General features: G+C 39.8%; 13 protein-coding genes and 8 pseudogenes. 8 read left to right on the forward strand and 13 right to left on the reverse strand.

Features of this window, described 5'->3' with window-relative positions; translation table 11 throughout:
- Positions 1-84: 84 nt before the first annotated feature.
- A pseudogene (locus BTN49_RS22180) lies at positions 85-679 on the reverse strand (transposase); the annotation flags it as partial.
- 99 nt (positions 680-778) lie between these two features.
- Here BTN49_RS22180 and BTN49_RS13990 point away from each other — a divergent pair.
- A complete protein-coding gene (locus tag BTN49_RS13990; RefSeq protein ID WP_158523664.1) occupies positions 779-928 on the forward strand; it encodes a hypothetical protein in 150 nt (49 codons plus the stop codon).
- Between the two features lie 291 nt (positions 929-1,219).
- Here the strand turns inward: BTN49_RS13990 and BTN49_RS06635 are convergent, their stop codons facing one another.
- From BTN49_RS06635 to BTN49_RS17760, 4 genes and pseudogenes are all read right to left on the reverse strand, one after another.
- Entirely contained in the window at positions 1,220-1,978 is a 759-nt protein-coding gene (locus tag BTN49_RS06635; protein ID WP_097356528.1) for a phosphoadenylyl-sulfate reductase, read from the reverse strand.
- On the reverse strand, positions 1,971-3,689 hold the full coding sequence (gene cysI, locus BTN49_RS06640; protein ID WP_097356529.1) for an assimilatory sulfite reductase (NADPH) hemoprotein subunit: 1,719 nt from the start codon (positions 3,687-3,689) through the stop codon (positions 1,971-1,973). Before cysI ends, BTN49_RS06635 begins: the two co-directional genes overlap by 8 nt.
- On the reverse strand, positions 3,689-5,506 hold the full coding sequence (locus BTN49_RS06645; RefSeq protein ID WP_097356530.1) for an assimilatory sulfite reductase (NADPH) flavoprotein subunit: 1,818 nt from the start codon (positions 5,504-5,506) through the stop codon (positions 3,689-3,691). The genes cysI and BTN49_RS06645 overlap by 1 nt, the downstream gene beginning before the upstream one ends.
- 145 nt (positions 5,507-5,651) lie before the next feature.
- A pseudogene (locus BTN49_RS17760) lies at positions 5,652-6,032 on the reverse strand (IS30 family transposase); the annotation flags it as partial.
- A 78-nt stretch (positions 6,033-6,110) separates the two neighbouring features.
- On the opposite strand from BTN49_RS17760, the gene BTN49_RS06650 reads away from it, so the two are divergent.
- From BTN49_RS06650 to BTN49_RS06660, 3 genes and pseudogenes are all read left to right on the forward strand, one after another.
- Positions 6,111-6,326 (forward strand): hypothetical protein, encoded by a 216-nt coding sequence (locus tag BTN49_RS06650; RefSeq protein WP_097356531.1) that lies wholly within the window; start codon positions 6,111-6,113, stop codon positions 6,324-6,326.
- 149 nt (positions 6,327-6,475) lie between these two features.
- A pseudogene (locus BTN49_RS06655) lies at positions 6,476-6,598 on the forward strand (transposase); the annotation flags it as partial.
- Positions 6,599-7,235: 637 nt separating this feature from the next.
- Positions 7,236-7,505: a hypothetical protein gene (locus BTN49_RS06660; protein ID WP_241896463.1), complete on the forward strand. Its 270-nt coding sequence runs from the start codon at positions 7,236-7,238 to the stop codon at positions 7,503-7,505.
- 746 nt (positions 7,506-8,251) lie between these two features.
- Here the strand turns inward: BTN49_RS06660 and BTN49_RS06665 are convergent.
- The 4 genes and pseudogenes from BTN49_RS06665 to efp form a co-directional block, all read right to left on the reverse strand.
- Complete coding sequence (locus tag BTN49_RS06665) at positions 8,252-9,622, reverse strand: YjiH family protein (RefSeq protein ID WP_223823770.1); 1,371 nt, start codon at positions 9,620-9,622, stop codon at positions 8,252-8,254.
- 776 nt (positions 9,623-10,398) lie between these two features.
- Positions 10,399-10,548: a transposase gene (locus tag BTN49_RS13055; protein WP_146679226.1), complete on the reverse strand. Its 150-nt coding sequence runs from the start codon at positions 10,546-10,548 to the stop codon at positions 10,399-10,401.
- A 557-nt stretch (positions 10,549-11,105) separates the two neighbouring features.
- A pseudogene (locus BTN49_RS06675) lies at positions 11,106-11,288 on the reverse strand (transposase); the annotation flags it as partial.
- Between the two features lie 288 nt (positions 11,289-11,576).
- Positions 11,577-12,143, reverse strand: a complete 567-nt coding sequence (gene efp, locus BTN49_RS06680) for an elongation factor P (RefSeq protein WP_097356535.1) — start codon at positions 12,141-12,143, stop codon at positions 11,577-11,579.
- A 34-nt stretch (positions 12,144-12,177) separates the two neighbouring features.
- Between efp and epmB the strand changes: the two genes are divergently transcribed.
- The 4 genes and pseudogenes from epmB to BTN49_RS06695 all read left to right on the forward strand — a co-directional run bounded on the left by epmB (position 12,178) and on the right by BTN49_RS06695 (position 15,353).
- The gene (epmB, locus tag BTN49_RS06685) at positions 12,178-13,200 is read left to right on the forward strand and encodes an EF-P beta-lysylation protein EpmB (protein ID WP_097356536.1); all 1,023 of its coding nucleotides are present in this window, start codon (positions 12,178-12,180) and stop codon (positions 13,198-13,200) included.
- 266 nt (positions 13,201-13,466) lie between these two features.
- Positions 13,467-13,605, forward strand: a pseudogene (locus BTN49_RS13060) (IS5/IS1182 family transposase); the annotation flags it as partial.
- An 11-nt stretch (positions 13,606-13,616) separates the two neighbouring features.
- Positions 13,617-14,440: pseudogene (locus BTN49_RS22185) on the forward strand (IS982 family transposase); the annotation flags it as partial.
- A 271-nt stretch (positions 14,441-14,711) separates the two neighbouring features.
- Positions 14,712-15,353, forward strand: a complete 642-nt coding sequence (locus BTN49_RS06695; protein WP_097356537.1) for a flavin prenyltransferase UbiX — start codon at positions 14,712-14,714, stop codon at positions 15,351-15,353.
- Positions 15,354-15,796: 443 nt separating this feature from the next.
- Here the strand turns inward: BTN49_RS06695 and BTN49_RS22190 are convergent.
- From BTN49_RS22190 to BTN49_RS17770, 4 genes and pseudogenes are all read right to left on the reverse strand, one after another.
- Positions 15,797-16,313, reverse strand: a pseudogene (locus BTN49_RS22190) (transposase); the annotation flags it as partial.
- 66 nt (positions 16,314-16,379) lie between these two features.
- On the reverse strand, positions 16,380-20,108 hold the full coding sequence (gene tamB / locus BTN49_RS06705) for an autotransporter assembly complex protein TamB (RefSeq protein WP_097356539.1): 3,729 nt from the start codon (positions 20,106-20,108) through the stop codon (positions 16,380-16,382).
- A complete protein-coding gene (tamA, locus tag BTN49_RS06710) occupies positions 20,105-21,829 on the reverse strand; it encodes an autotransporter assembly complex protein TamA (RefSeq protein ID WP_097356540.1) in 1,725 nt (574 codons plus the stop codon). The genes tamB and tamA overlap by 4 nt, the downstream gene beginning before the upstream one ends.
- 174 nt (positions 21,830-22,003) lie before the next feature.
- A pseudogene (locus BTN49_RS17770) lies at positions 22,004-22,406 on the reverse strand (transposase); the annotation flags it as partial.

The following is a 22,406-nucleotide window of genomic DNA, read 5'->3' on the forward strand; positions in this document are numbered from 1 at the left end:
AGATAACGGTCGCAGGATTTCCCCCGTGGGGGGGGTATCCGGCTCACAGAAGTATTCCATAACTTTTTGATTATAAATGAATTATAATGGACCAGAGATATAGGTTTTATCTCCATATAGACGCCCCAAAGATCGTCAACCATTTCCAATACAGGCTTTCTATCATCCACGTTAGCCGTCGTCACTTTAACTGAGATAATACCACCTTGGTCATTAACCATAAGGTGTAATTTGCAAATGTAGAACCACCCCATCGTTCCTTTTTCTCGCCTCATGGTATCTTTAAAAACCTGTTATCTGAGAATGTTTAGGTTGTGACAAACCTTTGGTTTGGACGAATTAACGAAGGCAATCCCTGTCGACCTTGCCTGACGGTGAGTCAGGTAAGAGTAAAGCGGAACAGAACGCCTTCCATGAGCTTGAGTATTCGTGTATTAACTGAATAATTCAGGAAATTCGTTGGTGAGTTAGCGGCAAATAAAGTGGATCTAATAGGTTTTAAAGTCTCGATCTCCGGATCGATGGAAAGCTATCACTATCGTTATCACTTAGATAACTGAGAGATTAAAAGGCTTATTTCTTTGTTTGATACCGGAAAAATTAGGTATTTTTCCCATGCAGGGAGAAAAATCTGGCAGAAGTCATCGACATCGACGAAAACAGCGTCTAAGTTATTCATGCCAAAGTCCTTATGCAGTTAATAGTTTTTTTTAAACGATTAGATTGCGACTTTGAAATTTACTTCATTTCTTATACGCAGCCCAAGTTAATTAGATAAATGGCATCAAAATTAGCAGCGGATATCACCGCAGCGACAATTTATTTACTGATACCAGACAAAAAGCATGTCCATACGATTACAGCAGATAATGGTCGAGGGTTTTCTTATCCGCAGAAGATAGCAAAAGCTTTGGATGTTGAGATCTAGGTTTTCCACCCTTACTCTTCATAGAAACGAGGAGAAAATAACAATGCTAATGGGCTTTCGAGCCAGTACGTAAAAACAATGACAAATTTAATGATGATCACGGATGAAGAGATTAACTTCGCTCAAACAAGTATCAATCATCGGTCTAAGAAATGTTTAGGATTTAAAAAATATACCATTATTTTTAAGGAAATGGCATTAGTAACTTGATTGCGAAATGTCCACTGCAGATCTGAATACAGGCCTTTAAGTCATGTTCAACTGATTGAATACATGTCCGAATCACTGTAATCAAATTTCCATCCTCCCTGTCGCATCATCTTCATGCAAACCACATTCGCGCTTAAGTCCAAAGAAACGGGTTTTTTCTTCTATCATACCTTTTTTTAGTTTACTTGTGGTGTGCACATCCCCGACCGACACATAGCCCTCATCCCATAATGGATGATATTGCAACTCATTATATTTCAAATATTGATTTACTGCCTTTTTGCTCCAATCGATCACTGGCAAGAACTTAAAAATGCCATTTTGGATACTCAGAATTGGTAACGTCTGACGTGAACTTGCCTGATCACGACGTAAACCTGAGAACCAAGTACTAATATTCAGCTCATTCAGCGCACGTCGCATGGGCTCGACTTTATTGAGGTAGTTATATCGCTGAATACCTTCAATACCCTGTTCCCACAACTTACCATACTCCTTTTCCTGTTGAGAAGAACTTTGCACGGCACGATAGACGCGTAAATTCAGAGACAAGTGTTTGGTCATGTCACTAACAAATTGATAAGTTTCAGGAAATAAGTAACCCGTATCTATCAAAATAACCAGTATGTCTGGCTTCACTTGTATTACCAAATGAAGCATCATAGCAGCTTGAATGCCAAAGCTTGATGATAGGGCACACTCACCGTCAAGATTATTTAATGCCCACAAAATTCGCACTTCTGCTGACATAGTTTCTAATTTAGCGTTGATGGGTGCAAGAGCCAAGATTTGTGATGGTTTATTACAACCAAGTAGCTTAGATAAGTGAAAATCAAGCATAGAAATCCCTCTTAGAAACGATTACCTCTTCAATTATACCAGCACGAATAACAAAATCACCGAAACCTTCTCTCTCATTACGATCTTTCGCCCAGAAAGCTACCAAAGTGTCGATTTCCGTTAAAATTTGTATTTCAGTGATATTCTCTCGATAGATCTTAGGTATTCGGGTTCCTTCAAGGTTACCACCCAAATAAAGATTATAATGACCTAATGCTTTTCCCACCAAACCAATCTCCGCCAACATTGCTCGACTACAACCATTGGGACAGCCAGAGACACGTAAAACAATCTGCTCACAACCCACATTGTGCTTCACTAAAATACCTTCTACACTAGTCACAAACTGTGATAACATTCGTTCTGCTTCTGCCATAGCCAGCGGACATGTCGGGAAGGAGACACACGCCATCGAACTTTTACGTTGCTCACTCAAATCATCATTAATCAGAGCGTGTTGACGAGCAATCTTATCAATTATTAATTTGTTGGTTTTAGACACTCCTCCGATAATCAAATTCTGATTTGTAGTTATACGGAAATCCCCTTTATGGATCTTCGCAATTTCAGCCACACCTGTTTTAAGTGGTTTATCCGAGTAATCCAATAAACGGCCATTTTCGATAAATAGTGATAAATGATGTTTACCATCAATACCTTCAACCCAACCAATTCGGTCGCCACGTTGTTCGGTAAAGGCATATGGGCGAGAAACTTCAAATTGCATACCACCGCGTTTTTCTACCTCAGATTTAAACACGTCAGTACCAACACGATCTAATGTATATTTCGTTTTAGAATTTTTGCGGTTTGAACGGTTACCCCAATCACGTTGGGTGGTAACAACTGCCGTCGTAACATCAAGCGTTTTATCTAATGACACGTAGCCTAACTCATCTGCTTTACGTGGGTAGGTCTTAGTATCACCATGGGTCATCGATAAGCCACCTCCGACCAGCACATTAAAACCAACTAATTTTCCGTTATCGGCAATGGCTATAAAACTCAGGTCATTAGCATGTACGTCCACATCATTATGCGGCGGGATCACAACTGCAGTTTTAAATTTACGAGGAAGATAGGTTTTCCCAAGGATAGGTTCTTCGTCTTGATACCCTATTAACTTCTCACCATCTAACCAAATTTCTACATAAGCCCGTGTTTTTGGTAGTAGATGCTCGCTGATCTTTTGAGCCCATTCATATGCTTCACGGTGTAGTGAAGACTCAACTGGATTTGAGGTACATAGTACGTTACGATTTACGTCACCAGCGGTTCCAATCGAATCAATACCGATCTGATTCAGCGTTTGATGCATCAATTTAACATTAGGCTTCAATACACCATGGAACTGGAACGTCTGCCGAGTAGTAAGCCGGATACTGCCATATATAGTATAGTCTGTAGCGAATTTATCAATCCCCAACCATTGCATTGAAGTAATGATACCACCCGGCATCCGCGCACGCAGCATCACATTTTGCAATGGTTCTAGTTTTTGTTTTTGGCGCTCGGCGCGAATATCACGATCATCTTGCTGATACATGCCGTGGAAACGAATAAGTTGGAAGTTGTCTCCAGTAAATCCGCCAGTAACCCGATCGGAGAGATCTTGTTCAATAGTCCCTCGCAGAAAATTGCTTTGCTTTTTGAGTCGCTCGTTATCGGACAAAGATCCAAGGTTTTGACCTAACACTTTTTGGTCTTTCATTAATAGACATCCTTTTGATAACGTTTCGTCTTGCGCATTTCGTTTAAATAACTTTCCGCACCTTTTCGATTTGTACCGCCTTGCTGCTCAACAACTTGAAGTAGTACCTCATGAACATCCTTTGCCATGTGGGTTGCATCTCCACAAACATAGAGATATGCACCCCCTTGCATCCATTGCCAAATGGTTTTTGCCTGCTCAATGATTCTATGCTGAACATACACTTTATCGATTTGATCTCGACTAAAAGCCAAGTCAATTTTTGTTAGAAGACCTTGTTTTAAGAATTTTTGCCATTCCACTTGGTACAAAAAGTCTTGGGAAAAGGTACGGTCCCCGAAGATCAACCAATTTTTTCCGTCTGCTCCGCGTACATCACGTTCTTGCATAAAGGCACGGAACGGCGCAATACCAGACCCTGAACCAATCATGATCAACGGGATATTGTCATCGACAGGTAACTTAAAGTGCTTGTTATATTCTACAAACACTTTCACAGTACCAGACTCCTCAGCACGGTAGGCAAGGAAACTGGATGCACCACCATAGCGGGTGTTATTCCCGTATTGAAATTCCACCAATGTTACCGTCAAATGTACTTCTTTTCCGACATGTTCTTGGCTTGATGCAATCGAGTACAAACGTGGCATCAATTTGCGCAGTAACCGCACCAGTTGTTGAGCTGATAAATTGGTTTTCTTTTCACCTAACACATCCACAATTTGGGTATTATTGGCGTAATGGAGCAATTCATTTTTGTTGTTCGCCTTTTTTTGTAACCTCTTGCTGCCAGACAGTTCTGCATACATTGCCACTTGTTGTGGGTTTGCCGAAGTAATTTCAAACTTCTCGGTGAGAGCCTGTCGAAGTGACAATGATTCACTACCTATATCGACTACTTCATCTCCAGCTAAACTCACTTTGGCGAGAATCTCATTTACTAACTCAGTACTGTTGAGGTAGTAAACCCCTAATGCATCACCTGGTTGATATGTTAGACCAGAGTCACTTAAATCGATTTCAATATGACGAACATCCTTACTGGAATCACGACCAGTAATTTTCTGGTTAATAACTACCTTTGTTGCATACGGATTCTGTTTTGTGTATGTAGAAACAGTTTCTATTGACTTAGCACCGTACAGTGGCACAACTATAGGATCTGAATTTAAAGACTCTTTTATTTTCGCTAATACACTCACACTCCAACTTTTGGCATCAGCATCATAGTCAACATCACAATCGACACGTGGGAGAATAGCTTTCGCACCTAGCTTTGAGAAAAAAGCGTCGAAATCTTTACCAGTTTGGCAAAAAAAATCATAGCTCGAGTCACCAAGACCCATGACTGCATATTGCAAATCGTCTAGATTTGGTATTTTTCCAGATTCAAAAAATTCATGCAGCAAAATTGCATTATCAGGTGGCTCTCCTTTACCATTGGTGGAAGCAATAAGCACTAAATGAGTTTCCATCGCGAGATCACGCAGTTTATAATCATCTGCGGAATACAGCATAACTTCGATGCCATTCACCTTCGCTTGCACTTCCAACATTTGTGCCACACCTTTGGCGTTTCCAGTCTGAGAGGCATAAATAATGGTTAACTTTCCAACTGGTTTTTTTTTAGTTGAAATTTCTGGTATCGGTAACTGTGGTTTCCTTATCGCAGTAGCAGAGGTTTGGCTCAAGCCCAAAAAATAACCACTTATCCAAGCCATTTGTTGTGGTGTTAACTCTGATGTCAATTCTCTCAGTTGGTCAATTTGCTGATCATCGAGTGGATTGTCCTGCACAGAAAGCTCCGTGAGTAACATGTCACAACATTCCTTTCCTATTTAGTGAAACTAGCTTAGCTATTTGATGTAATAACTAAAAATAATAGAAAGGCATGTTTTATAACTTGAGTTATAAACGAGTATGGTATTATGAATACATAGTATGAAGTGAGACAATTTTCAATCAATCTGGTAATACCATTTCTTTAAAAAGAACGGCAGGCTTCTTAAAACCTAAACATTTATTAGACCGATGACTTATCTTTGCTTGAGCGAAGGTAATATATTCATCCGTGACCATCCTTAAATCTATCTCTTTCTTTAACGTACTGACTCAAAAGCCCATTAGCATTTTTATTTGCCCCTCGTTTCCATGAAGAGTAAGGATGGGCAAAGTAACTCTCAACATCCAAAGCTTTTTCTATCTTCCCATGATAAGCAAACTCTTGACCATTATCTGCCATAATCGAATGGACATGCTTTTGTCTGGTATCAGTAAATCAATTATCAATGCGGTGACATCCGCTGCCGATTTCGATACTATTTTTATCATTAACCTGAACTGCCCATAAGAAATAAACTCAATACTAAAGTTTCGATCTGATTGTTTAAATCCAATCATCAGTCTTAAAAGGACTTTAGAATGAATTATTCAGACGCCATTTTCACCGATATCGAAGATTTCTGTCAGATCTTCCTTTCTACTCTGGCAAATCACCGAATTTCAAGTGCCAAAATAAGAAATAAACCCTTTGACCCTTCAATCAGTGAAGGCATGACGATTATTCTCTCTCTCTTCATCAATCTTGGTGTCGTGATTTTAAAACGTATTACACGTAATTTATTTACCATCACCTAACAGGTGCATTCCATGATTTGGTTAGCTATACGCTGATGATTAAGTTGATGCCAAGTGCACTGATTCCCCTTTGTTTATCTCTAATTTACCGCCAAACCACACCTACGGACATCGAGTGTTTGAGGGGGTAGAGGCTACACAAAGTCATGGGGATCATAGGATGGTTTTATAGCTTTAAACTTCACCTTATCATCAACGACCAAATCAGTATCATTTCAGTAAAAGTAACAACAACCAATGTTGATGACAGAAAAACCATGCCTGATATGGTCAATGATCCCTCGCTAGGGATCACTCTATAAAATGAAGATGCTCTGCGGCGACAAGGTAATGAAAAGGAACCGTGTTGACATTGAGCAACGGCCTGATAGTGCAGACTCTGATTTCTATTTTTCTAAACCTTATCGGTTAAATAACTGAGGGTTAAATAAGCATACAAATAGTCTGATAAGGTAATATTTACCCAAGGGAACTTACTTCAATGAAGTCAGTAATGAGGAAATTGCCAAGATAGAACACCTGTGTATTTCAAATAACGGAGGATGTTTTCTTTCCCGCTTAAGATGACGTTGTTTCCCAAATATCTGAACTAATCAAAATTTCTACGATCAGATCATCATGGAGTTAAACGTGAAGTGAGGATGGAAGGTATTTTTAAGATCCTACTTTGTGGATTAGAAGGCTTTTTTAATCCAGTTCTTACCTTAATTAAAATCCACTACATACACTTGCATTAGTACACGTTTGAAGACCGTAGAAGTTAAATACAGTTTTTTAAGTCAAGGAGCTATCGCTTACGTCCTGATTGATGCCAAAAGCCTAAAGGTATAGAGCCAAGGTGAATGAAAGACACGTAAACACGGTGAGGAAAAGCGTCGAATCTGGCGCAAACTTCATCTTTCTGTTGATGTGTCTACTCATGAAATTATCGCTGCAGAAGTTAGCTTAGTTTCTGTGGGTGATAATGAAATTTCACTTACATTGCTTAACTCATTATCACGAAAAATACAGCGAGTCAGTGCTGATGGAGTCCATGACACAAGAGCAGGTCACCATGTACTGGAAAACAGAGGAATAACGCCCAGTATACTACCACGAAGCAACGCGGGATACTTGGAGGCAGGGCATCCTAGAAATGAAGCTGTGAAGGCATTGAAATATAACAAACTGGCGGGGTGACAAAAGGACAGGGTTTTTCACAAACACTCAATTAGCAGAGACAGCAATATTTTGCTATAAACAGTTACTCAGTCCTAAACGCACTCTTCATTATTAAAATGCTTAAGTTGGTAAAACGCTGGCAAAGATGAAAGCGATGAACAAGGTTATAAGACTCGGTATTCCTATTCGCCAGCAGACAAATTAAGATTGTAAAAAAATTGGGACCAGTGCATTATAGGCTTGATTTAATCAACGACGATTACGATTATTCATCGGTAGATCTTAAACAATTTTAGGGCAATGAACAGCGTTCTCACAGTACCTCTTCTACTTTCGGTAAACTGATGAACGATAGCATGTAATTGTCTTCGCGTTATCGGAGATTAGAATTACCCATTACAAAAGGGCTGAAACTTTGTATCTTTTTCCTGCAGACAACTGCTGATAATTTATGGTAGTATAGCCTGTTTCCTTGGAGAGAAGAACATACCACTTTCGGTAACTCGTTTCCTTTTCTACGCTAAAGCATAAGTGGCTCATTAAGATCAGTTAGTACCGAGAAACCGATCTATCATCATTTATCATCTAGACAGTCTTTGACTAACTAACATATATATCCCAGCGAGAACCTTTTCGTTACTGAAGTGATATTAGTTTTATTGTCAAGCTGATTGTCAGCCTATTGCTTATACATCCTAACTAAAATACCGAACATTAAGATCAGTTTGATTGAATAAAGACTGCTTATACAATTCTAAACTTGACTAGAAAATTAGATGGGCGATACTAGCAATCACTGGAAGTGTGACCAATGTACGCAAAATAAACACCATAACTAACTCCCACAATTTCACTGGAATCTTACTCCCTAATAGCAACGCCCCGACTTCCGACATATAAATCAATTGGGTAACAGACACTGTAGCAACTACAAAGCGGGTCATTTCATTATCAATATTTACTGCCAGTACCGCAGGAATAAACATGTCAGCAATACCCACTAGCATAGTTTCAGACGCAGCAACTGTCTCTGGAATTTTCAGCAACTCAAGCAATGGAATAAACGGCATACCTAGGATCGTCAACACAGTTGTGTACTGAGATATGATCAATGCGATTGTACCGATGGTCATAACCACAGGGAGAACACCAAATACCATGTCTACAACATTCTTAAGGCCTTCTTTCAACACATCTCTCAATGAACGAACACGAGATGCACGCTCGATCGCTGTTTTCAAACCATGGCTAAACAGGCTTTCACCGTTAGGTAGTGCTTCATGCTCCCGTGGCCTTTCTTCACCAGTTATTAGCGTATCCTTTTTCCAACAAAGTGGAGGCAAACGTGGTACAATCACAGCAGCGACAATACCAGCCAGACACACAGTAAGGTAGAACTGTACAAACATATGTTGCAAACCAACCTGTGCAATCACTACCAAGCTAAAGCTGATGGAGACCACAGAGAAGGTCGTGCCTACAATTGCTGCTTCACGTTCTGTATAATATCCTTGCTCGTATTGCTTGCTAGACATCAAAATCGCCACGCTGCCATCCCCAAACCACGAACTGACGCAATCAACAGCTGAACGCCCTGGCAATCTAAATAAGGGTCGCATAATACGTGTCATTAATGTACCAATTAGTTCTAGCAAACCAAAATTTGTCAACAATGGTAGAAATAATCCTGAGAACACAAATACAGACAATAGTGTCGGAAGTAAGTTACCTAAAACAAAACTCCCTGTTGAAGCACTGATCACATACTCAGGACCAAAGCCAAAAAATACCATCAATACAAATGCAGCGCCCAACAATCGTACTGTCATCCAAATTGGGGTTGCTAGAAATAAATCTTTTAGGAACGAAGATTGGGTAATAAAGCCTGGTTTCGATGTATGTGCAAAAACAGAACCCATTGCACTAAACACGATAATTGTGGTCACGACAACAGCTGTGTGTTCACCTAACACGTTAAGAAGTGTTTTTGCCAGTATTGTAATAGGAATTGTGAATCCACCGTTGATCATAACAGGTGTAATGAATAAAAAAATACCGAGCAGTGATGGGATAAAGAACATCAACACATTCCGTGTCGACGATGATGCTATGATCATATTTAATGTATTTTGCATGGAACTACTACCTGAGCGATGCGTAAGTCAATAATTATTAACATTAAGCAACTAACTAACATAAACGAAGATTAATGTAACACCTTTCTGAAGTAAATAATATATAGCTACTTATACTGAATTCTTTGTCTAAAACAATATAATTAGCGAGACTGACCTGAATTCTACGTAACTATCCATCCTTAACATGCACTAATGACTTAAAGGATGGATAAGCATGGAGGATAAATCACTTGAGCCTGAATGTAGATAATAACCACGATACTTATAATTTAACGTGCCGTTGTTGATTAAATCAGGCTTATAACGGACTGATCCAAATCTTCTTTACAGTCTTAAGTTGTCTGCCGGCGAACAGACATATCGAGTCCTATGACTTTGTTTAGCGCTTTCACATTTGCCAGCGATTTACTAACTTAGGTATTTTAATAACGAAGAGGGAGTTTAAGTTTCAGTAACTATTTATGGCGAAACATTGCTATCTCTGCTAATGAGTATTTGTAATAACCACTGTCTTTTTTTACTCCGCCAATTTATCTTCTTCTAACACCTTTATATCTTCATTTCTAGGATGCCCTTCCTCCAAGTACCCCGCGTTGCTTCGAGGTAGCATACTAGGCGTTATTCATTTATTTTTCAGCACGTGGTGACATGTGTTTGTGTCATCGTTTCCATCAGCACTGACTTGCTATATCTTTCGTCGTAATGAATTAAGCAATGTAGGTAAAACCTGATTTTCACCCACAGAAACTGTATTAACTTCTGCAGCGATAAACTCAAGTACACACATCAACTGCGAGATGCAGTTTACGCAAGATACGACGCTTCTCCTTACCATGTTTACGCGTTCCCCATTCACCTTTGCCGTATACCTTTAGGCATGTATCATCAATAACAACGGGGGCGACAACTCCTCTATTCGGCAAACAGTACTTAACCTTAGCAGCGCATAAGAAATGAACTAAATGCTAAAGTCTTTATGCAGTCGATAGTTTTTTCCAAACGATTAGATCGTCACTTTAGCATTTAGTTCATTTCTTATGCGCTACTAAGGTTTATTATCAATGACCAAGGTGGCATTATCCAAGTCAAAGTGACGACGGCTAACATGGATGATAGGAAACCTGTGCCAGAAATGGCTAACGAATTTTAGGGGTGGTTTTACGGAAACAAAGGTTATATCTATGGTCCATAGGAGCGGGAACTCGTAGACAAGGGAATGACACTGATAACGGGTGTGTAGAAAATATGAAACCCAAAGTGATGTAACTTTGGGTTTCATGATTCTCCGGAAACAATTTATTATTAAAACCGGTTTTGACCAACTAAAAAACATATCCTAAATCGAGCATTTTCGGTGCCATAATTGTATATGCTTTATGGCCAATCTGCTGGCGGGGTTCCTCTCGTATTAATTTCAATCAAAGAAACCAAAGATCAAGATGACTCGGTTTGATAAGCAAGCTCTTATGCAGATATGAGGTTACTTAACTTCTACGGTCTTAGAACACTTACTCATGCAGGTGTATATAGGGAATTTTTGCGGGACACTCACTAACGTAAAAAACGAATTAAAAAATCCTTTTAATCCACAAATTAGGAGTTTGAAAATAACTGTCACCCTCAGTGCCGTTTCAAGCGAGGTCTCCGAAAATATAAACCCACGTCCGTGACGCTTTAAACGAGGTCATGCCTTAATAGCAGAAACGTCTATCTAGAAAGTGAGTGAGCCTCAGTTTAATAATGCTTGCCTATATTGTTTCCAGTTGCTGATCTTGTACTTTGCTTTTCCCATCATCACCTCCCACTTAACTCCACGATGATCTGATCGTAAGAATTGTGATGAGTTCAGATATTTAGAAAACAACGCCATATCAATTATGGCTCTTATTTTAATCTCTGTAATGTACTCAAGAAACAGGAAAAATGTTGCGTTTACTGGTAAACAGGTAGACTACTTCACACGACCTACGTATTCACCAGAACGCGTATCTACTCTGACCACTTCACCTATTTGAATAAACAAAGGAACACGAACCACTGCACCTGTAATTAGAGTTGCTGGTTTACCACCAGTACCTGCAGTATCCCCTTTCAGACCAGGATCAGTCTCGCTCACTTCTAACTCAACAAAGTTTGGTAATGTCACAATGATTGGAGTACTGTTCCACAGCGTCAGAGTATAGCGGTCGTTTTCTTTCAACCACTTCAGGTTAACGCCAACTGCTTTTTGATCAGCGGCAATTTGATCAAATGATTCAATGTTCATAAAGTGACAGAAATCACCATCTGAATACAGGTAATCTACTTCCACATCAATAACATCAGCAGCTTCAACAGAATCACCTGATTTGAATGTTTTTTCAAGTACTTTACCTGAAAGCAATTTCCTAATTTTTACACGGTTGAATGCTTGGCCTTTACCAGGCTTAACGAATTCATTTTCGATGATGACACAAGGCTCATTATCGAGCATAATTTTTATTCCACTACGAAATTCATTGGTGCTAAAAAAATCCATGTCTATCCTCTACACATCTTCGAATCTGTGATAAATGCCGAATATAATAACCATAAACACGTTGAATGTTGAGCAAAAATGGCTCAAAGAAATAGCATCTGCTATCTCAGATCCTCAAATCCTTCTACAACAGCTTGATATTGATCCCAGCCCTTGGAAATCAGGCTTCGCAGCACGATCTCTGTTCAAACAAAACGTGCCACAAAGCTTCATTGATCGTATGGAAAAAGGAAATCCTCACGACCCTTTATTACGTCAGGTACTGCCTCTCATTGAGGAGTTTGATGAGATCGTAGGTTATACAATAGACCCGCTTGATGAGCAAGCCAATATATTGCCAAGTTTACTACACAAATACAAAAATCGAGTATTGATGATTGTTAAAGGTGGCTGTGCAATTAATTGTCGATACTGTTTCCGGCGCCACTTTCCCTACCAAGATAATAAGGGAGGAAAAGATATATGGAGAGAATCAATTAGTTACTTACAATTTCATCCAGAAGTTAATGAGATAATTCTATCAGGGGGTGATCCCTTGATGGCTAAAGACCATGAACTTACTTGGCTTATTAGGAAAATTGAATCGATACCACATGTAAAAAGATTACGTATCCATACTCGCTTACCGATAGTAATTCCTTCTAGGATAACATCTCGGCTTACTCACTTATTAGGTGAAACGCGTTTAAACGTTGTTTTGGTAACTCACATCAATCACGCGAACGAAATCAATGACGAACTTTGTACATCACTTGCTAAACTACGCGTTGTTAACGTGACCTTACTCAATCAAGGCGTATTACTTCGTGGAGTAAATGATTCAGTTGATGACCTGATAAATCTTAGTAACGCACTATTTGATATTGGTATTTTACCGTACTACTTACATGTATTAGATAAGGTGAAGGGTGCCGCTCACTTCTTAGTAGAAGACGATGAAGCAAGAGCATTGATTTGTGGACTAATGAAGGAAGTCTCTGGTTATCTTGTTCCACGCTTAATGAGGGAACTAGGTGGACGTAGTAGTAAAACCCCTCTAGATTTATATTTAAAATAACTTGCTGGTTCATGTATTCAATAAGTTAATTATTACTTAACCTGAGCTGCGCATAAGAAATGAACCCAATGCCCAAGTCGCGATCTGATCGTTTGAAAAAACTATTGACTGCATCAGGAATTGAGCATAAATAACTTAGACGCTGTTTTCGTCAATGTCGACGACTTCTGCCAGATTTTCCTCCCTGCATGGGCGTTGTTTCCAAAATATCTGAACTAATCGAAATTCCTACGCTCAGATAATCATGGATTAAGAGGTAGGTTATAATGGAAAAGGGAAAGAACAAGATAAGAAACTGGAAACAATATAATCAAGCATTAGTAAACATTGGCTCAGTGACTTCCTGGATAGAGGTCGCTGCTATTTAACGCATGGCATTGTCTAAAGCATCACGGTCATCATGGGTTCCTGCATGAAAAAAATACCTAATTTCTTCCGGTGTCAAATAAAGAAATAAGCTTTCTAGCCTCTTAGTTATTGAAGTGATGACGATAGTGATAGCTTTCCATCAATCGGGGTGTCGAGACTTCAAAACCTACTACATCCACTTTGTTTGTCGCTACCTCACCAACAAATTTCCTGAATTAGTTAGTTACACGAGGATGTTCAAACTCATGCAATATGTCCTAGTTCCGCTTTGCTCTTACCTGATTCACCGTCAGGAAAGGTCGACTGAGATTGCCTTCATTGATTCGTCTAAGCCACAGGTTTGTTACAACCTACGCATTCTCAGATATCAGGTTTTTAAAGGTACCGTGAAGCAAGGAAAAGGAACGATGGGGTGGTTCTACGGTTTCAAATTACACCTTATTATCAATAATAAAGGTGGCATTATCTCAGTTAAAGTGACGACGGTTAACGTGGAGGATAGAAAACCTGTATTAGAAAGGGCTGACGAGCTTTGGGGTGTTTATACGGAGATAAAGGTTATATCTCTGATCCATTGGAGCGGGAACTTGTAGATAAGGGAGTGATACTAATAACGGGTATGAAAAAGAACATGAAACCCAAAGTGATGTAACTTTGTAACCGCCTGATGCTCCGGAAACGATTTATTATTGAAACCGTTTTTGATTAACTAAGAAACATCTCCCAAATAGAGCATTATCGGCACCGGAGTTGTATCAGCTTTATGGTCAACTTGCGGGCGGGGCTTATCGCGTATTCATTTCAACCAAAGAAGCCGAGCATCAAGATGACTAGATTTGATAAGCAAGCACTTATGCAGATCTGTAGTTAAGATAAGGATCTTGGGGGAGATGAAGACAATATTGTACATTGCACCATACTGTAACAGTATGGATACGCTAACGCTGTTTCAGTTAGAAAGCATTAAAGGTTCCATTCATTATACGTGCGGAGGCTCGTCATGTTACTAAGTTGTATTTTAGGATATCGATATCTCGGTTAAGGGTATTACTTAGGAAGTGAACTCGTATGATACCATACTGATGAGGGTAAACAGTGATTTTAGTGGTATTAATCATGATTATAATGAGTATTGGAGACATATGGCTAACTATGCAGAAAATGATAAGCGTATCACGCTTGTATGGAGCGGTGCGTCAGGTGCATCATATGGTATAAGAGTGCTAGAGTGCCTCTTATCGTCGGATTATGTTGTGTATCTTCTTATTTCTTCTGCAGCGCGAGTGGTGCTTGCGATTGAACATTGTTTGAAGTTACCGGCGTCTCCTGAAGCAGCGAAAGTTATACTGTCTCAGTATTTGGGACTGAAAACAGTGCCGACAGACAAGTTAATTGTATGTGGTAAGGAGGATTGGTTTTCACCTGTTGCGTCTGGATCTTCTGCCCCGAGGAAAATGGTGGTATGTCCATGCTCTATGGGTTTTTTGGCTGCTATTGCTCACGGTATGTCGGATAACCTTTCTGAACGCGCTGCGGATGTGGTGCTCAAAGAGCGTGGGCAGCTGTTGTTAGTGGTGCGTGAAACTCCGTTTTCCACGTTACATCTTATAAATATGCTAAAGTTATCTAAAATGGGTGTTACCATTATGCCAGCGGCGCCGGGTTTCTATCATCAGCCACAGTCGATTGAAGATCTGGTCGACTTTATGGTTGCACGTATTTTAGATCACCTTGGTGTTGAACAAGGATTGGTGTCTTGTTGGGGATACGATTCTCGTGTGTAGGTATGAGGCGAATACAAAGAAAAAAACCGATAGATACTGATTTTCTTAGGTGTGTTTAATTTCTTCTTTCATCTTAAGTTTGTGGTTAAAAGAACAATATATTAGTTCTAACCTGCTCCAATACTTCTGAGCAACGGCTTCCGGAAGTAATTGGTTGGCGTTAGGAACTTATGACTGGTCATGTACATAATAGGTTGTTCTTTATATAAAATACCTCTTTTTGCGGGGTGGACACCAACGCTAGTGTTACCAAAGAATATTACCGAACCTTCTAACATGAATATATATACAGGGTGTGTTAGGCGGGGATAAAAGAGTAAATTGATTTACTTGCTATGAACAAGCTGGGTATCCTTGACTTCTCTTGAGTGCAACACCTTAATATTAATGCGGTTGTCCTAGTTTTGAAAAACTCACACCCTACTGTGTAACCATACTTCCTTTTAATATGTACGATATTCTTCTCGAGAAGAAACAACATTGTTGGCAAGCTCTATAACACAACGCATTGAAATGGAAATTTTGATGCTCGGATTTTTTGGTTGAAATGAATATGCGATAATCCCCACCAGCAAGTTGACCATAAAGCTTATATAACTACGGTGCTAAGAATGCTCTATTTGGGAGATGTTTTTTAGTTAATCAAAAACGATTTCAATAATAAATCGTTTCCGGAGCATCAGGCGGTTACAAAGTTACATCACTTTGGGTTTCATATTTTTTACACACCCGTTATTAGTGTCATTCCCTCGTCTGTAAGTTCCCGATCCAATGGATCAGAGATATCACCTTTATCTCCGTAGAACTACCCATCGTTCCTTTTTCTCGCTTCACGGTACCTTGAAAAACCTGATGTCTGAGAATGCGTAGGTTGTAACAAACCTGTGGCTTAGACGAATCAATGAAGGCAATCCAAGTCGACCTTTCCTGACGGTGAATCAGGTAAGAGCAAAACGGAACAGAACACCTTGCAGAAGTAAGCATCTCATACAAAGAACAACCTATTGAGTGCATATCTAATAGTCATTATTTTATGCTGAACTGATAAAGTAAATCCATCCCGATATCCTTGCCTGAGACAGCTTCAATATACAAATTTTTTAGTAAACGATAACGAACCGTGAATTCAAGTAATTTCGTAAAGATCCCAACGCCATATTTTACCTGTAATCCTGGCAATATATAACCAGAAACTTCTACTTTTTCACCACCACCTCTACCTGACGTATCCAGTGTTAAATCTTGTACACCAAAGATTTCACCAAACTGTCCGACTAACTTACCACTCTTCGACAATCCAAAACTGATCAGTAATGAGGTCATCATGTGACCGTCAGATTCACTGTCTAAATTACGACCACGTACTAAATAAGAAAGAATATTAGCTTGCGGCATAACCGGATCTGAAAAAACTTGAACTTCAGTTTCATCCGCAAAACCTGTCACTCGAATACCCACCTCCACACCGCTTTCCATCGTATTTGGGTTTCGGATTGCCTCTACTTGAAAATCTGGTTCTTTTAGCGGTCCCGTGAACTGAATATAACCTTTCTTGATCAACAGATCCTGACCAAATGACCGATAGGTACCGTTTTCAAGATTGATCGCGCCGTTAACAGATGATCCCTTGTGATTACTTACTAAATTAATATTACCCACCAACATGGTTGTTAAACCGAACGCTTCCAATTTGACATCATTACCGATATTTACATTAATGGTCACATTGACGGTGTTCGGCGAGAATTTATCCTGAATGACAGGTTGAAGTTCATTGTTTAAAAGCACCACGTCACTAGATACTTTCACGGCCGATTCAGGCAAAGATTTAACTAGGATACGTCCCCACGGTACACTCACATTGCCCGTGACATCAACTTGTGTGGATGTCACTTTTAGTGTAACATTAGGAGTGAGTTCCAATGAAAGATTGGGCGATACACGTACCATCAGTTTCTCCCCTTTCATGTTCAAAGATGCCAACCACGAATCCAATTTCGTCCAGTTCGCCTTTCCAGATAAGATTAAATCACCATCTAGTGTCTTTATATCACCGTTAATCTGTCCTCGGTGACCCACAAGTTCCAGAGTAATTTTCCCTTCGTGTACTTCTAAAGGAACTGAAAAACTTTGTAATTTAAGTCTAGTCAACGTGATGTTACCGTTTGCAGAAGGTGAATCTAGTGCTCCCCTCAACACTACATCACCGTTTAGTTCACCGGCTAACTTAGTATTATCACCCAACATTGGTGCAAGTACATCTAGATCAAGTCTATTAAGAGAGAAGGAACTATTTAGTATAGGATCGGGACTGGAAATATTGGTAATCACTGCATTGAGTGAAGCAGATCCGTTATCCGTGAGATCAATCAGCAGATCGGCATCTAACTTCTCATTATCAAACACCGCATTCAGGTTGATCTTGTTCCAGCCTACCGTCAACGGCTGAGCTAATTGTCGCACCACGCTTCCTTTTGAAAGCGAAACTGATACAGTCACTGTAGGTAATGAGTTGGATGTCCAACTAACTTTGGCATTAGCATCTAACCTTCCTTTGATCATCATCATGACAGGTAAATAAGATTGAATAACATCCATATTGAGATTAATAATAGATACCATAGCTTTACCGCTGTCCGAAATAGACATCGGCTGATCAAGGCATACTCGACTTTGATTTTGCATCAGGCAGAATGTACCGATATAAATGTTGTGAGTATTTGCATCAAACCCCAATGGGACCACATTTACAAGTATCCATGACCCTACTGGAGTCATTATTTTTGACGAGGATAAGGTCCCCTTCCAGCTTTTATCATGATCCAAACTTCCTCGTATCACCACGTCACCACCCACCAGCTCCCCACGTACTGTCAACGAGATGATTTGGTCAGTTTCGTCACCAAATACACGAAGTGATAACTCTTGCAAATCTACACTTCCTGTTCTTACACCAGACATTTTTACGATAAGTTCCCCACCCACAATCGGCAATAGTGTATACGAGCCACTAATACTAAGTGTATTAATTGATACCAATGTTTGCCAACGCAATGTATTGGCATTGATATTCATCACTGCTTTTGGTGTCTCTAATGTTCCAGATAAGGATAAATCGCCTTTTATACTACCTCCTGCTTGTGGTAAGGATGCGGCAAGGGAAGGGAAATCTATAAATAATTTCAAATCCAGTTCTTTATCAATACGCCCTGTTACTACCAATTTATTAGGTCCATGGAGAAGTAACAGTCCTTCAGTTTCTACCTTGATATCACCCTTCCCTTTCTCATCAGTCGCATCTATTTGACCAACTAGAGAAAATTTTTTACCTCGGATAATCCCTTCAATATCTAACTCAGGTACTTCAATCTGCCAGCCCCCTCGTGGGGTTAGGTAAGCATGGTGCTTTAACCGACCCGATAATTGTCCTTCGACATTCGGCCATTTCAAACCAAGTTGAATGTTATTAATTTTAAGTTCAGTTTGCCATTTCACTGTATCTTCCCAACTCGCCTCAGCCATGCCAGCAATGTCTCCATCCAATAGATCAAGCTCGAGGTCTGACAAGGAGACATGTAAGAGATCGCCAGAAAGATTAGTTTTGAGCGTTATATCAGGAATGGAGTCACCTGATATAATCGTGTTGAATGTCGCTCGATAGTTGTCTAGACTACCTTCTGCGCGTAATACGGTTGAAGACAAGAGATATTCAGCGGACAGATTGATAGGCCATTGCAAGTTCTTACTAATCAATAAGAATGAAAATGGAAGATCTGGGTCTAATACGTCAATGTCTCCGGAAAGCGTCGCAACCAACACCCCTTGTAACTTCGCATTTAAAACTAACTTTTTAAGATCACCTTTTGCTTCAAGTTGCAACGTGTGTCCCCCAAATGGAGCCATAAAGATCTTGGTGGTTGCATTTAACGTTAGTGGGTACTCACCCTTTAAGGTAACCTTACCATTAAGGGATACATTCCCCTGTGTCACATCTAAAATCACCTGTTCAAGTGTCACTTCATTACCACTTCCGTGACCTTGCAGCAAGAAATGATGAATTATCTGCTTTTCAGGAAAAAACAACTCTGCATCTTTCAGTTCAAACCGTTCGATCACAACATTTAGTGGGATATTCACGTAAGGCAAAATATACGCTTGCTTCGCATATGCTGTTGTATTTAGATTTTTAGTTTCTTTTCCATCTAGAGAGGCAGGCTGGAAGTTTATGCCTTGCCACTGTGTCGATTTTAGGATGAATGTATTGCCTCGCATCTGCGCGGAGGTCTCCAAGGAATCCCAATGCACCTTGTTGCCAAAGATATTTAGGTTAATATCATTAAGTACCACACCACTAATGAAAACCTGAACAGGTGTAGAGATATTCATAATAGGCTTGGATCTACTAATTCCCTCTGTAAAACGTTTATTTTCCCCCACAGTAACCACCAGCCCATCAGCAGTTATACCATCAATACATAGCACCAGTGTACGTAAACATTTCGAGTTAATATCTAACGAGAACCTTTTTCCCGTTAGCGAGAAAGAAGGCGATTTATACGATAATCCCATAAGGGTAAAGCCATTAAATAACGTGCCTTTTTGATTTTTAATCGTCAATTCAGGTAATGCTTTTTTTGCCCCCCAAATGGCAAATTTCATGCCAGCCGAAGTCAACAACAGGACACCAACACCAACTATACTGAGTACCAAAAATAAAATAACAGTTATAGTTAATCGCTTCACTAGCAACCTCATAGTTCAGGCCCTAGACTGAAGTAGAATTTGAAAGTATCCATAGTATTCTCGATTCCATGTGCAATATCTAACCGCACGGGACCAATTGGTGATTCCCAACGCACACCTACTCCACCAGAAGTTTTCCAAGATGGATTACGATCACGCCAAGCATCACCCGCATCAATGAACATCGCAGCCCACCAATTTCCTGTAATTCGGTATTGATATTCTAAAGTTCCTGTCGCCATATAACTACCACCAACGCGATTACTGTATACATCTCTAGGAGAGATCGATTCATAATCGTAACCACGAATACTGTTATCACCACCGACAAAAAAAATCAGTGAAGGTGGGACACTGTTAAATTTATCAGTAAAAACACAACCTACATTGAGACGAGCTATCCTACGACTATTGTCATTTTTACTGCGAATCCAAGCTGTTTGTCCAATAACACGGTAGAACTTAATGTGAGTCCCCCATAAAGAATTTGCCACCTCAAAGGTAATAGATTGTTTATCTCCCCACGATGGCATCGCACCCCCGAGGCTTCTGACGCGTGAAAAGTTAATCCCCGGTAACATCAGGTTAGAAATATGCAATACGTTAGCTTTGGTATACGCGGAATAGAGCCAACGAATATACACAGAATGTTGCCAACCCGTGTTGTATTTCCAATGACGAGAAACAGATGTGGTCAACTCTCTGCTTGACTTATCCTTATTATCGGATTTTTTGAAACCAAGTTGAACTTGATAATACTCTAGTTGAACATTTTCCAATGGAATCTTATACGTCGACTCTATGGTTTGTTTGGGCTTAGATATATACAGTTCGGTATTAAAAGTATGTCCTAGGTTATTAATCCACGGCTTTGCCCAACCAATTTTAACGCGTGTTCCAATATCGCGTGAGTAGCCAAGACCAGTTTCAAGCAGATTACGCGGTGCTGGAGACAGAGAGACCGAAATTGGCACACGATTATCATGCATATCATCAATCCCTGCTTCCACTAACACAGACGAGAACCAACCAGTATTCGAAAGATCCTGATTGAACATACCTAACTTATTAATCGAATAAGGATCACCCTCTTGAAATGTTAACAGGCTATCGAGGCGAAGATCATTAATTTGGCTGTTGTTGTAAATCACTTCGCCAAAGTGATAGCGAACACCACTGTTAAAATGCAGGCGAATATAGGCTTTTCTAAGCCCTGGTGCCACTTCTAGGCGAGCTAACGTATATTTGGCAGCAAAGTAACCACGTCGAATTGCAAGGCTTGTTATACCAGATTTCAGTGCACCATATTGCCCTTGATTCAGAACATCTCCCTCTTTGGGTGCTGTTTCCAGAAGTTTAGTAAAAACCGGATCAGCTGATGCTTCACCAATCAATTCTACATCAACGTCTCCGATCAAGATCGGAGCACCCGCGTTGATATCAAGCACTACGGTTGCATCCGTCTTTGACGTTCGATCCTTGATCATAAACATAATAATCGGTTCATAATAACCAAGTGCTTGAAGTGCTTCTGAGACTTTTTCTGTCACGCGAGATTGAAAATGAAAGTTAAGCCAGCGTTCATGCTCAGGTATAGAATTAAGATAAACTTTGACATTAGCCTCCAGAGCTAAGTCCAAACCACGGATGTCAAAATCAACGTCTGCGACCGCTGCTAAAGGTATCCACATCGATACATTTATTACACAGAAAAATAATATTTTATTTATCATCAACCGTACGTCTTTCTCTTACCTTTAGAGTCGTAATACAAAAAAACAATGAACAGTATGATCTCAGAAATGTCAAATTGTAATGTTATTAATGTACACTAAAGCATGGCGTTGTTGATTAAATCAGGCTCATAACGCACTGATCCTAATCTTTTTACAGTCTTAATTTATCTGCTAGCGAACAGGCATGCCGAGTCTTATAATTTTGTTCATCGCTTTCATATTTGCCAATGCTTTACTAACTAGAGTATTCGTAATTACGAAGAGTAAGTTTAGGGATGAGTAACTGTTTATAGCGAAACATTGCTGTCTCTGCTAAAGAGCGTTTGTGATAAACCCTATCCTTTTTTCACTCCACGAATTGATCATATTTCAACACCTTTGCTGCTTCATTTCTAGGATGTACTTCCTCCAATTACCCCGCATTGCTTCGAGGTGGAATACTGGGCGATATTCCTTTGTTTTTCAGTACGTGATGATCTGCTTTCCGTCATAGACTCCATCAGCACTGACTTGCGGTATCTTTCGTCTTAATGGATTAAAAAATGTAGGTAAAATCTCATTATCATCAAATTTT

The sequence above is a fragment of the Candidatus Enterovibrio escicola genome (assembly GCF_002464935.1).
GTDB lineage: Bacteria > Pseudomonadota > Gammaproteobacteria > Enterobacterales > Vibrionaceae > Enterovibrio > Enterovibrio escicola.

Bases quoted from the DNA above. Each gene is read 5' to 3' on its own strand.
- BTN49_RS13990 (WP_158523664.1), top strand. From the start codon at position 779: ATGGCATCAAAATTAGCAGCGGATATCACCGCAGCGACAATTTATTTA.
- BTN49_RS06635 (WP_097356528.1), bottom strand. From the start codon at position 1,978: ATGCTTGATTTTCACTTATCTAAGCTACTTGGTTGTAATAAACCATCA.
- cysI (WP_097356529.1), bottom strand. From the start codon at position 3,689: ATGAAAGACCAAAAAGTGTTAGGTCAAAACCTTGGATCTTTGTCCGAT.
- BTN49_RS06645 (WP_097356530.1), bottom strand. From the start codon at position 5,506: ATGTTACTCACGGAGCTTTCTGTGCAGGACAATCCACTCGATGATCAG.
- BTN49_RS06650 (WP_097356531.1), top strand. From the start codon at position 6,111: ATGAATTATTCAGACGCCATTTTCACCGATATCGAAGATTTCTGTCAG.
- BTN49_RS06665 (WP_223823770.1), bottom strand. From the start codon at position 9,622: ATGCAAAATACATTAAATATGATCATAGCATCATCGTCGACACGGAAT.
- efp (WP_097356535.1), bottom strand. From the start codon at position 12,143: ATGGATTTTTTTAGCACCAATGAATTTCGTAGTGGAATAAAAATTATG.
- epmB (WP_097356536.1), top strand. From the start codon at position 12,178: ATGCCGAATATAATAACCATAAACACGTTGAATGTTGAGCAAAAATGG.
- BTN49_RS06695 (WP_097356537.1), top strand. From the start codon at position 14,712: ATGGCTAACTATGCAGAAAATGATAAGCGTATCACGCTTGTATGGAGC.
- tamB (WP_097356539.1), bottom strand. From the start codon at position 20,108: ATGAGGTTGCTAGTGAAGCGATTAACTATAACTGTTATTTTATTTTTG.
- tamA (WP_097356540.1), bottom strand. From the start codon at position 21,829: ATGATAAATAAAATATTATTTTTCTGTGTAATAAATGTATCGATGTGG.